Origin of the sequence: Sinisalibacter lacisalsi (assembly GCF_014640115.1) — a bacterium.
GTDB classification, from domain to species: Bacteria; Pseudomonadota; Alphaproteobacteria; order Rhodobacterales; family Rhodobacteraceae; genus Sinisalibacter; species Sinisalibacter lacisalsi.
This window is the reverse complement of record NZ_BMGI01000003.1, coordinates 466,843-478,889: the sequence shown is the minus strand read 5'-3', so window position 1 is coordinate 478,889 and position 12,047 is coordinate 466,843. Positions and strand designations below refer to the sequence as shown.

Genomic DNA, 12,047 nt, shown 5'->3' with positions numbered 1-12,047 from the left:
CCCGCTGGTCGTCCCCGCGCCCGGCCCGGTGCCGCCCGGCGTCCGAAGCGCCCCGCCGCGCCCCCGGCCCTTGCCGGCTTCGCGCGCGTCGAAGCCCCGCGCTGATCCACCCCGGGCGAAGGCGGGCGGCGGCTGGCTGCTTGTATCGCCCCCGGGGGCTGACTAATATAATGGCTTGCTGTAAGAGGGCGCGCGTCGACGGGCTCGCAAGGATTGGAACATCATGTCCTGGACTGAAGAACGGGTGGAAACGCTCAAACGCATGTGGACCGAGGGCCAGTCGGCCAGCCAGATCGCCAAGGAACTTGGCGGCGTGACCCGCAACGCGGTGATCGGCAAGGTTCATCGCCTCGGGCTTTCCAATCGCGCCGGCGGCAGCGCGTCGGCCGCGGCCAAACCCGCCGCGAAGGAAAAGCCCGCCAAGCCCGCTCCCAAGGCCAAGCCGGCGCCCGCGAAAAAGGCCGAAGATCCGGCACCGGAGCCCGTGGTCGAGGCGCCCGTCGCCGAAACGCCCGCGCTGGCGCCGCTGCGCAAACCGATCATCCCCGCAGGCCAGCCGCTGCCGCCGCAGCCCAGCGCGAACGAGATCAGCCCCGAGGCGCTGGAAACGGTGCGCGAGGTCGAGAAGACCGCCAAGAAGCTCAGCCTGATGGAACTGACCGAGCGCACCTGCAAATGGCCGATCGGCGACCCGGCGACGCCGGACTTCTGGTTCTGCGGCCTGCCGGTGCAACAGGGCAAACCCTATTGCGAAGCCCATGTGGGCGTGGCGTTCCAGCCGATGTCGTCGCGACGCGACCGCAAGCGGTGAAGTCGCGCCGGGCTGAAGCGCCGGGGGGCGCTGCCCCCCGGACCCCCCGAGGTATTTCGGCCAGGATGAAGGGCAAAGATGAGCAATCCGCCTGATCTTCGACCGGATCTTGCCCGCGCGGTGCTGCGCGAAGAGCCGCGCCCTGGCCAGCCCAGGATCGGCATGGTCAGCCTTGGTTGCCCCAAGGCGCTGGTGGACAGCGAGCGCATTCTGACCCGGCTGCGCGCCGAGGGCTACGCGATCTCGCCCGATTACGGCGGCGCGGACGCGGTGATCGTGAACACCTGCGGCTTTCTCGATTCCGCCAAGGCCGAGAGCCTCGAGGCGATCGGCGAGGCGCTGAGCGAAAACGGCAAGGTGATCGTCACCGGCTGCCTCGGCGCCGAACCCGAGTTCATCACCGGGGCGCATCCGTCGGTGCTGGCGGTGACCGGCCCGCAGCAATACGAGCAGGTGCTCGACGCGGTGCACGCCGCCACCCCGCCCGCGCCCGACCCTTTCGTCGACCTTCTGCCGGCATCCGGGGTGAGCCTGACCCCGCGCCACTACAGCTACCTGAAGGTTTCGGAAGGCTGCAATCACCACTGCAAGTTCTGCATCATCCCGGCGATGCGGGGGCGGCTGCAGAGCCGCCCGGCGCACGCGGTGGTGCGCGAGGCGGAGAAGCTGGTGGAGGCCGGGGTGCGCGAGCTTCTCGTCATCAGCCAGGACACCTCCGCCTACGGCCTCGATCTGCGCCACGCGACCGAGAAGGCGCACCGCGCCCATATCACCGACCTGGCCCGCGACCTGGGGCAGCTCGGCGCCTGGGTGCGGCTGCATTACGTCTACCCCTACCCGCATGTGCGCGAGTTGATCCCGCTGATGGCCGAGGGGCTGATCCTGCCCTATCTCGACATTCCCTTCCAGCACGCCCACCCCGACACGCTCAAGCGGATGGCGCGCCCGGCGGCGGCGGCGAAAACGCTCGACGAGATCGCCGCGTGGCGGGAGATCTGCCCCGACATCACCCTGCGCTCGACCTTCATCGTCGGCTACCCCGGCGAGACCGAGGCCGAGTTCGAAACCCTGCTCGACTGGCTCGACGAGGCGCAGCTCGACCGGGTCGGCTGCTTCCAGTACGAGAACGTCGCCGGCGCGGCGGCGAACGAGTTGCCCGGCCACGTGCCCGAGGAGGTCAAGCAGGCGCGCTGGGATCGTTTCATGGAGAAGAGCCAGGCGATCTCCGAGGCGAAGCTCGCGGCCAAGGTGGGCACGCGGACGGAGGTGATCGTCGATGCCGTCGACGAGGACGGGGCGGTTTGCCGAACCAAGGCGGATGCGCCGGAGATCGACGGCAACCTGTTCATCGACGAAGGCTTCGAGCGGCTCACGCCCGGCGATATCGTCACCGTCGAGGTGGACGAGGCCAGCGAGTATGATCTGTGGGGGCGGCTGGTCTGAGACCGGTCCCGGGGCGTGCCCTTCGGGTTGCTAACGGCCCAAAGTGCCCCAGGTCGGGTGAACCGGATTGAACACGAGACCGCTCTGAGAACCGGGCCCGCGCGCAGGGCGGCGCTTCGACGCGCCCTGCGCCTTACTCCTGCAGCGACCGCACCTCGATCTCGCCCTCCTCGCGCGCCTTCATCGCCAGCGTGGCGGCATGGGCGCCGGCGGCGGTGGTGAAGTAGGGGATCTTGTCGTAGAGCGCGACGGCGCGGATATCGCGGCTGTCTTCCACCGCCTGCACGCCCTCGGTGGTGTTGAACACCAGCTGCACCTCGCCGTCCTTGAGCCGGTCGACGATGGTGCGCCCACCCTCGTAGACCTTGTTCACCGTCTCCGCCTCGACGCCGTTGCCGGTGAGCCAGGACGCGGTGCCACGGGTGGCGAGGATCGAGAAGCCAAGCGCGCGGATGGTGCGCGCGGTTTCCAGCATCTGCGCGGTCTTGTCGTCGTCGCGGATCGAGATGAAGACGCAGCCCGCTTCGGGCAGGTGGGTGCCCGCGCCCATCTGGGCCTTGAGGAAGGCGCGGGGGAAGGACTTGTCCCAGCCCATCACCTCGCCGGTCGAGCGCATCTCGGGGCCGAGGATCGTATCGACCCCGGGAAAGCGGGCGAAGGGCAGCACGGCCTCCTTGACCGAGAACCACGGCATGTTCGGGTCCACCCGGGTGAGCGGGCTCGCGCCCTTGGTACCCGGCCCGCGCATCGGGAAGTTGCTCATCGGCTCACCCGCCATCAGCCGGGCCGCGATCGAGGCGATCGCGCTGTCGGTGGCCTTGGCGACGAAGGGCACGGTGCGCGAGGCGCGCGGGTTGACCTCGATGAGATAAACCTCGCCGTCCTTCACCGCGAACTGCACGTTCATCAGGCCGACGACGCCGAGCGCCAGCGCCAGCGCCTCGGTCTCGCGCTCGATCTCGGCGATCACCTCCTTGGGCAGGCTGTGCGGCGGCAGGCAGCAGGCGCTGTCACCCGAGTGCACGCCGGCCTCCTCGATGTGCTGCATGATCCCGGCGACGTGCACCTCCTTGCCATCGCAGAGCGCGTCCACGTCGACCTCGACCGCGCCCGAGAGGTAGCCATCGAGCAGAACAGGGCTCTTGCCCGACACCACCACCGCCTCGCGGATGTAGCGCTTGAGGTGGTCCATGTCGCGCACGATTTCCATCGCCCGGCCGCCCAGCACGTAGGACGGGCGGATCACCAGCGGGAAGCCGATGCGCTCGGCGATGGCGAAGGCCTGCTCGTCGGTCGAGGCGATTCCGTTGACGGGCTGCCGCAGGCCAAGGCGGTTGACCAGATCCTGGAAGCGCTCGCGGTCTTCGGCGAGGTCGATCGCATCGGGCGTGGTGCCGAGAATGGGAATGCCCGCCTCATGCAGCGCGCCGGCGATCTTGAGCGGGGTCTGGCCGCCGAACTGCACGATCACGCCATGCAGCGTGCCGTTCTGCTGCTCGACACGGAGGATTTCCATCACGTGCTCGAAGGTGAGCGGCTCGAAATAGAGCCGGTCGGAGGTGTCGTAATCGGTGGAGACGGTCTCGGGGTTGCAGTTGACCATGATCGTCTCGTAACCGGCATCGGTGAGCGAGAAACAGGCGTGGCAGCAGCAGTAATCGAACTCGATGCCCTGGCCGATCCGGTTCGGCCCGCCGCCGAGGATGACCACCTTCTTGCGATCCGAAGGCCGCGCCTCGCATTCCACCTCGCCCATCATCGGCGCTTCGTAGGTGGAATACATGTAGGGCGTCTGCGCCTCGAACTCGGCCGCGCAGGTGTCGATCCGCTTGAACACAGCCGTGACACCGAGGTTGATCCGGGCGCGGCGCACGTTGTCTTCTTCACGCCCGGTGAGGGTGGCGAGGCGGGCATCGGTGAAGCCCATCATCTTGAGCGCGCGCAGGCCCTCCTCGGTCACCGGCAGGCCGTTGCGGCGCACCTCTTCCTCGGCCTCGACGATCTCGCGGATCCGGGCGAGGAACCACGGATCGAAGTCAGTCACGGCCTTGATCTCTTCGTCGGTCAGCCCGTGGCGCATGGCCTGCGCGATCACGCGGATCCGGTCGGGCGACTTGTCCGACAGCGCCTTCACCACCGCCGGCTTCTCCGGCGCGCCCTCGATCTCGATCTCGTCGAAGCCGGTCAGGCCGGTTTCCATCGAGGCGAGCGCCTTCTGGAGGCTCTCGTGGATCGTGCGCCCGATCGACATCACCTCGCCCACCGATTTCATCGCGGTGGTCAGCTCTGGCTTCGAGCCGGGGAACTTCTCGAAGGCGAAGCGCGGGATCTTGGTGACGACGTAGTCGATGGTCGGCTCGAAGCTCGCGGGGGTGACCTTGGTGATGTCGTTGTCCAGCTCGTCGAGCGTGTAGCCCACGGCGAGCTTGGCGGCGATCTTGGCGATGGGAAAGCCCGTGGCCTTCGAGGCCAGCGCCGAGGACCGGCTCACGCGCGGGTTCATCTCGATCACCACCATGCGGCCATCGACGGGGTTGACCGCCCATTGCACGTTGGAGCCCCCGGTTTCGACCCCGATCTCGCGCAGCACGTTGATGCTGTGCGTGCGCATGATCTGGTATTCCTTGTCGGTCAGCGTGAGCGCGGGGGCGACGGTGATCGAATCGCCGGTGTGCACGCCCATCGGGTCGACGTTCTCGATCGAGCAGACGATGATCGCGTTGTCGGCCTTGTCGCGCACGACCTCCATTTCATACTCTTTCCAGCCCAGCAGGCTTTCGTCGACGAGGATCTGGCCCACCGGGCTCGCGTCCATCCCCGAATGGCAGAGCCGCTCGTAATCCTCGCGGTTATAGGCCACGCCGCCGCCGGTGCCGCCGAGCGTGTAGGCCGGGCGAATGATCGCGGGCAGGCCGATATCCTCGAGCACCTCCATCGCGCTCGCGAGCCCGGCGCGCAGATCGCGCTTGCCGTTTTCGAGCTTGGGCGCGGTTACGATGGTGGCGCGCGGGTTCTCGATGCCGAGCCGGTCCATCGCCTCGCGGAACAGCTTGCGGTCTTCGGCCATCTCGATGGCCTCGCGCTTGGCCCCGATCAGCTCGACACCATGCTCCTCGAGCACGCCCATGTCGGCCAGCGCAAGTGCCGTGTTGAGCCCGGTCTGCCCGCCCATCGTCGGCAGCAGCGCGTCGGGCTTTTCCTTGGCGATGATCTTGGCCACGACCTCGGGGGTGATCGGCTCGATATAGGTGGCGTCGGCCATCTCCGGGTCGGTCATGATCGTGGCCGGGTTGGAGTTGACGAGGATGACGCGGTAGCCCTCCTCGCGCAGGGCCTTGCAGGCCTGGGCGCCGGAATAGTCGAACTCGCAGGCCTGCCCGATGATGATGGGCCCCGCGCCGATGATCATGATCGATTTGATATCGGTTCTTTTCGGCATTTCGGACCCCTTGGCAGCAGCGGTTGGCGGGCGGGATTCCCCCGCGCACGCAAATTGTCGTGGGTTATAGAGATGGAGCCAACGGGCGCAAGGCTTGATCTGGCTCGCGGGCCCTCATCAGGTGCAACAGGGCGCCTCCTTGCCGCGCGGGTCAAGGCACTATCGCGCCTCCTCGCCAGAGGCATCGCCCCGATAGAGGTAATCGCGGGTGATCGGCGCTGCGTCGAGCCGCTTGGCGAGCTGGGCCTGGTAGACCAGAAGCGTGCCGACCTCGAACGAGGCTTCCATCGACAAGAGATACCAGCGCCACATCCGCACGAAGCGGTCGTCGAACAGCGCGCGCGCCTCGTCGGCCCGGGCCATGAAACGGTCGTGCCAGTGGCCCAGCGTCTTGGCATAATGCAGCCGCAGCGCCTCGATGTCGCAGGTGACGAGAAACTGCCGGTCGATCGCGCGCTGCATCTCGGAGAGCGCGGGCGTGTAGCCGCCCGGGAAGATGTATTTCACGATCCACGGCTCGGCCTCGTTGGCGGGGCCGACATGGCCGATGCTGTGGATCAGCGCCAGCCCGTCATCGGCCAGCGCGCCCCGCACGAAGGAGAAATACTCGTTGTAATGCGGCACGCCGACGTGCTCGAACATGCCGACCGAGACAATCCGGTCGAAGGTTTCGCTCACCTCGCGGTAATCGCGGAGCCGGATATCGACCTTGCCCTCCAGCCCCGCCGCGCGCACCCGCTCGGTGGCCAGCGCGTGCTGCTCCGTCGATAGCGTCACCCCCACCACCTCGGCGCCGTAGTCCCGGGCCAGCGTCAACCCCATGCCGCCCCAGCCGCAGCCGATATCGAGCACCCGCATACCTGGCTCGATGCGGAGCTTCTTCGCGATGTGGTGCTTCTTGGCGGCCTGCGCCTCGTCGAGCGTCATGTCGGGGCGCGCAAAGTAGGCGCAGGAATATTGCCGGTCTTCGTCGAGGAACAGATCGTAGAGGGCGCGCGACAGATCATAGTGATGCGCGACGTTCCGCTTCGCCTTGCTCACCGGCGCGAACTGCCTGAGCCGTCGCCGCGCCCGGCGCGCGAGTTGCAGCGGCTCGAGGAACCATGGCTGGCCCGCGGCGTTCACGTTGGGGATGATCAGACGAAAGAAGCCGCGCAGATCGTCGCCCTCGACCTCGAGCGTGCCCTCCATGTAGGCCTCGCCGATGGCCAGCGAGGGATTGCGCAGGATGCGGGCTGGCAGCGCGGGGTCGGTCAGCCTGAGGGCGATTTCCGGCGCCCCCCTTCCATAGCTGCGGCGCGTTCCATCGGGCAGGGTCAGGCGGAGCGTGCCCACCTGCACGATGTGGTCGAGCATCCGGTCAAGCAGCGCGGTCCACATCACGGCCTCCTTCTGCCGGCCTTTTCTTTCAGCCGGCGTGATCCAAACTCCACTCTCGTTGCCGTTCTGCCCGCCTTCGCCCTGGGACACGGCTTCGCGTCTCGTCCGGCCAATTCTTTTTCATCGACCGTACCAATGCAAAGTTTTTTTCTCCGAATCCCCGCCCAGCCGCCCCCGCGCACGGGCGCTAGGCTTGACTTCCCGGGCGGCGCGCGCTGTATCGGCGCGGATGACACTCGAGCCCCAGGGGACGACAATGCACAAGTTTCGCAGCCACACCTGCGCCGACCTTCGCAAAGCCAACGTAGGCGACATCGTCCGCCTTTCCGGCTGGGTGCACCGCGTGCGCGATCACGGCGGCATCCTGTTCATCGACTTGCGCGACCATTACGGCGTCACCCAGGTGCTCGCCGACCCCGACAGCCCGGTGTTCGCCGATGTCGAGAAGGTGCGCTCGGAATGGGTGATCCGGATCGACGGCAAGGTGCTGGCGCGCGACGAAACGCTCGTGAACTCCAAGCTGCCCACCGGCGAGATCGAGGTGTTCATCCAGGACATGGAAGTTCTCGGCGCCGCCGACGAACTGCCGCTGATGGTATTCGGCGAACAGGAATACCCCGAGGAAACCCGCCTGCGCTACCGCTACCTCGATCTGCGCCGCGAGAAGATGCAGGAAAACATGAAGCTGCGCTCCGACGTGGTGGCCTCGATGCGCAAGCGGATGTGGGACAAGGGCTTTCGCGAATACCAGACCCCGATCATCACCGCGTCGAGCCCCGAAGGCGCGCGCGACTTCCTCGTGCCGTCGCGGCTGCACCCGGGCAAGTTCTACGCCCTGCCGCAGGCGCCGCAGCAGTTCAAGCAGCTGCTGATGGTCTCGGGCTTCGACAAGTATTTCCAGATCGCGCCCTGTTTCCGCGATGAAGACCCGCGCTCGGACCGCTCGCCCACCGATTTCTATCAGCTCGACATGGAGATGAGCTTCGTCGAGCAGCAGGACATCTTCGACACCATCGGCCCGGTGCTCCAGGGCGTGTTCGACGAGTTCGCCGATGGCCGCAAGGTCGATGCCTATGCCGACTGGCCACAGATCTCCTACCGCGACTCGGCGCTGTGGTATGGCACCGACAAGCCCGACCTGCGCAACCCGATCAAGATGCAGGACGTGAGCGAGCATTTCCGCGGCTCGGGCTTCGCGATCTTCGCCAAGCTCCTCGAGCAGGAGGGCACCGAGGTTCGCGCCATCCCCGCGCCCAAGGGCGGCAGCCGCAAGTTCTGCGACCGGATGAACGCCTTTGCCCAGAAAGAGGGGCTGCCGGGGATGGGGTATATCTTCTGGCGGGACCGGAAACCCGCACGCATGCTTCGATTCAAAGAATTCCTCACCATGACGTTTGAGGAGATAGAAGAACATGATCCAGCCTATTCGAAAGAGTTGCTCGCAGAAGGCGCCGAGAGGATCAAAACAGCAGCGTCGGCAGGTGACTCAGAGCGCGCAGAGTTCCTGTTCGATGCATATTTTGGGCCTCATGAAGCCGCAGGCCCGCTGGCCAAGAACATCGGCCCCGAGCGCACCGAGGCGATCCGCCAGCAGCTTGGGCTGGGCGTGGGCGATGCCGCCTTCTTCCTCGGCGGCAAGCCCAAGGCGTTCCAGCGCGTGGCGGGGCTTGCGCGGGACGTGATCTGGGACGAAACGCCGAAAGACCCCGAGGATGAGAACTGGCGCGCGCGTTTCGCCTTTGCCTGGATCGTCGACTTCCCGATCTACGAGCAGGACGAGGAAACCGGCGAGATTGATTTCGAGCACAACCCGTTCTCGATGCCGCAAGGCGGGCTGGAGGCGCTGGAGGGCGATCCGCTGAACGTGCTCGGCTACCAGTATGACCTTGCCTGCAACGGCGCCGAGATCCTCTCGGGCGCGATCCGCAACCACAAGCTCGAGATCATGTTCAAGGCCTTCGAGATCGCCGGCTACGACGAGGCCGAGGTGCGCCGGCGCTTCGGCGGCATGGCGGGCGCCTTCCACTACGGCGCGCCGCCCCACGGCGGCTGCGCGGCGGGGATCGACCGCATCGTGATGCTGCTCGCCGAGGAGGACAACATCCGCGAGGTCATGCTCTTCCCGATGACCCAGCGCGCCGAAGACCTGATGATGGGCGCGCCCTCGGTGCCCGACAACGCCCAGCTGCGCGAGCTTCACCTCCGGGTGATCGAGCCGGAAGCGTAAACGAGTAACGGCGGCGCGCTCTGCCAAGCGCGCCGCCGTCGGAACGGTTCATCAGATGAACCGGATCACCTCGGCGAGAAATCCTCCAAGGATTCCACCCGTTCCATCGTGGTGTCGTTGATATCGTCGATATTGGCGGTGATGGTAATGACCGCCGAGATCGCCAGAAGCACCATCCCCGACATCAACACGACCCAGTCAATCACCGCATTCCCGTCTTCGCTCCCCGCGAAACGGCCCAGAACCTTTTCCATCGTTACTCCCCACTGGCCGCCAGGGCCAAGATCACTCGTATCCGCGAACGCTCGCATGACGCCAGCCTTGCCCCGAAATCGGGCGGGAATGCGGAAGGCTCGGGCCATAATCGGTTCGCTTGGAGGGATTTACAAAGGCAGCGAAACCCGAAAAAACAGCCTCAGGTGACCGCGACGGGAGTGACGAGGCATGCGCGAGACGCGCGATATCGGGGCGAAGGTGGAGGGCTGGCGGCCGCCGGCCCGGCCCGGGCGGCTCCCGCTCGACGGCCGCTATGCCCGGTTGGAGCCGCTGTCGCCCGATGCCCATGCGGCGCAGTTGTTCAAGGCCAACAGCACCTCCGACGCGATCTGGGATTTCCTGCCCTACGGCCCTTTCGCTTCCGCCGCCGCCTATCACCGCTGGATGCGCGATGCCACGGCGGGCGACGATCCGTTGTTCTTCGCAATCCTCAACCGCGACACCGGGCAATGGGAGGGCGTGGCAAGCTATCTGCGCATCCAGCCCGAGGCCGGTTCGATCGAGATCGGCCACATCAACCTGTCGCCCGCGCTCGCCCGTACCCGGGCGGCGACCGAGGCGCTCTTCCTGATGATGCAATGGGCCTTCGACGCCGGATACCGGCGCCTGGAGTGGAAATGCGATGCCCGCAACCTCGCCTCGCGCCGCGCCGCCGAGCGGCTCGGGCTGAGCTACGAGGGCACCTTCCGCCAGGCCGCCGTGGTCAAGGGCCGCAACCGCGACACCGCCTGGTTCGCCGCGATCGACACCGAGTGGCCGGCACTCAAGGAGGCCTTTCTCGCCTGGCTCGCGCCGGCGAATTTCGATGCCGCAGGACGGCAGCGCGAGCGGTTGGGCGATCTCACCCGGCTGGTGCGCGTGGCCGACGATCCCGCGCTGCGCGGCTGACGCCCGGTCTTGCCTAGACCACGCGCGCCGCGGCCAGGCGCGCTTCGATGATCCCCGCCAGCCGCACCACGTCGCCGTGCGCGCTGCGCCCCGCCCGGCGCGCCTCGCGCAGCCTGTCGACCGCAGCTTCCAGCCCGGCGTCATGCGCACTGCGCGCCACCCCGCCAAGGAACTGCGCGGCATAATCGAGCGCGGCGTTGTCGTCGCGGCGCATTATCTCGGCAACATGCGCCAGATCGTCGGCCAGCGCCACCGGGTCGGGCACCACCCGCTCCGCCGTCACCATGCGCAGGCCGAGCGGCGCCAACCGCTCGGGGCTGTGCTGCAGAATCGCCTGTTGGAACAGGGCCACGCTCTCGACCGGCTTGGCGAGAAACCCGTCCGCCCCCGCCTGCAGCGCCGCCGCCTCCGCGCCCGGATCGCCGCTCATCCCGATCAGCACCGGCAGCCGAGGCCGCGCCGCGTGCAGCGCGGCGATGAGATCGGCACCCGACCCGTCGGGTAACCCCATGTCGACGATCACGGCGCCGGGGCGATACACCGCCAAGTGCCGGTGCGCCGCCGCAAGGCAATCGGCCCGGCGCACCCGCGCGCCGGAATGCAGGCACAGAAGCCGGATCGCCTCCGAGGCAAAGCGGCTGTCCTCGACAACGAGAACCGTCATTCCCTGAAGCGGCCGTTCGGGTGTGGGCAGCGGCTGGCCCGGGTAACCTTTGCTGTCGTCGCTCATGCGATGTCTCCCTTCCACTCCCGAGCCAAGCACAGAACTGGCTAACACCCGGTTAACATCCCCGCAGGCCAGAGCCGGCCAGACTTGCGTGCGCGCTGCACCCGTTGCATAAGCGCCGGGGAGCCTGGAGGAGACGCAGATGATCGGACGCCTGAACCACGTTGCCATCGCGGTGCCGGATCTCGAAGCCGCCGCCGCGCAATACCGCGACACGCTTGGCGCCGATGTCGGTGCGCCGCAGGACGAGCCCGATCACGGCGTCACCGTGGTGTTCATCACCCTGCCCAACACCAAGATCGAGCTGCTCTACCCGCTGGGTGAGAATTCCCCGATCGCCGGCTTCCTTGAAAAGAACCCCTCGGGCGGCATCCACCACGTCTGCTTCGAGGTCGACGATATCCTCGCCGCCCGCGACCGGCTGAAGGATCAGGGCGCGCGCGTGCTGGGCACCGGCGAGCCGAAAATCGGCGCCCATGGCAAGCCCGTGCTGTTCCTGCACCCGAAGGATTTCAACGGCACGCTGATCGAACTGGAGCAGGTCTGATGTCCATTACCGGCGCCGCCGTTCTCTTCGTGGTGATCTGGTTCATGACGATGTTCGTCGTGCTGCCGATCCGCGCTCGCAGCCAGGCTGACGCCGGCGACGTGGTGCCCGGCACGCCGGAAGGCGCGCCTGCCAATTTCCGCCTGCGCCGCACCATCGGGATCGTCACGCTCTGGACGATCCCGATCTGGGGCATCGTCATTGCCATCATCATCACCGGGCTGATCAGCGTGGAAAGCCTCGACTGGATGGGCGTGCTCGGCGAGCGCGTCCCCAACTAGGCGCACCGCGCCTGCTTCTTGGGTCCAG

At 67.1% G+C, this 12,047-nt stretch carries 10 protein-coding genes; 6 read left to right on the top strand and 4 right to left on the bottom strand.

Annotated elements, in window-relative coordinates:
- Positions 1–223 precede the first annotated feature (223 nt).
- Together IEW01_RS11830 and rimO are read left to right on the top strand one after the other, a co-directional pair.
- Complete coding sequence (locus IEW01_RS11830; RefSeq protein WP_188527871.1) at positions 224–811, top strand: GcrA family cell cycle regulator; 588 nt, start codon at positions 224–226, stop codon at positions 809–811.
- A gap of 78 nt (positions 812–889) precedes the next feature.
- Positions 890–2,254, top strand: coding sequence for a 30S ribosomal protein S12 methylthiotransferase RimO (rimO, locus tag IEW01_RS11825; RefSeq protein ID WP_188527868.1), 1,365 nt, complete (start codon positions 890–892; stop codon positions 2,252–2,254).
- 133 nt (positions 2,255–2,387) lie between these two features.
- Here the strand turns inward: rimO and carB are convergent, their stop codons facing one another.
- A complete protein-coding gene (gene carB, locus IEW01_RS11820; RefSeq protein WP_188527866.1) occupies positions 2,388–5,693 on the bottom strand; it encodes a carbamoyl-phosphate synthase large subunit in 3,306 nt (1,101 codons plus the stop codon).
- Between the two features lie 159 nt (positions 5,694–5,852).
- Positions 5,853–7,073, bottom strand: coding sequence for an SAM-dependent methyltransferase (locus tag IEW01_RS11815; RefSeq protein WP_188527859.1), 1,221 nt, complete (start codon positions 7,071–7,073; stop codon positions 5,853–5,855).
- A gap of 256 nt (positions 7,074–7,329) precedes the next feature.
- On the opposite strand from IEW01_RS11815, the gene aspS reads away from it, so the two are divergent.
- Positions 7,330–9,300: an aspartate--tRNA ligase gene (gene aspS, locus IEW01_RS11810; protein ID WP_188527995.1), complete on the top strand. Its 1,971-nt coding sequence runs from the start codon at positions 7,330–7,332 to the stop codon at positions 9,298–9,300.
- Between the two features lie 65 nt (positions 9,301–9,365).
- Here the strand turns inward: aspS and IEW01_RS11805 are convergent, their stop codons facing one another.
- Positions 9,366–9,554 (bottom strand): hypothetical protein, encoded by a 189-nt coding sequence (locus IEW01_RS11805; RefSeq protein ID WP_188527857.1) that lies wholly within the window; start codon positions 9,552–9,554, stop codon positions 9,366–9,368.
- A 190-nt stretch (positions 9,555–9,744) separates the two neighbouring features.
- Between IEW01_RS11805 and IEW01_RS11800 the strand changes: the two genes are divergently transcribed.
- Positions 9,745–10,464 (top strand): GNAT family N-acetyltransferase, encoded by a 720-nt coding sequence (locus IEW01_RS11800; protein ID WP_188527855.1) that lies wholly within the window; start codon positions 9,745–9,747, stop codon positions 10,462–10,464.
- Between the two features lie 13 nt (positions 10,465–10,477).
- Here the strand turns inward: IEW01_RS11800 and IEW01_RS11795 are convergent, their stop codons facing one another.
- On the bottom strand, positions 10,478–11,194 hold the full coding sequence (locus IEW01_RS11795) for a response regulator (protein WP_188527853.1): 717 nt from the start codon (positions 11,192–11,194) through the stop codon (positions 10,478–10,480).
- Between the two features lie 139 nt (positions 11,195–11,333).
- On the opposite strand from IEW01_RS11795, the gene mce reads away from it, so the two are divergent.
- Both mce and IEW01_RS11785 read left to right on the top strand, forming a co-directional pair.
- Positions 11,334–11,738: a methylmalonyl-CoA epimerase gene (gene mce / locus IEW01_RS11790; protein WP_188527850.1), complete on the top strand. Its 405-nt coding sequence runs from the start codon at positions 11,334–11,336 to the stop codon at positions 11,736–11,738.
- Positions 11,738–12,019 (top strand): DUF1467 family protein, encoded by a 282-nt coding sequence (locus tag IEW01_RS11785; RefSeq protein ID WP_188527848.1) that lies wholly within the window; start codon positions 11,738–11,740, stop codon positions 12,017–12,019. Before mce ends, IEW01_RS11785 begins: the two co-directional genes overlap by 1 nt.
- Positions 12,020–12,047: the final 28 nt, after the last annotated feature.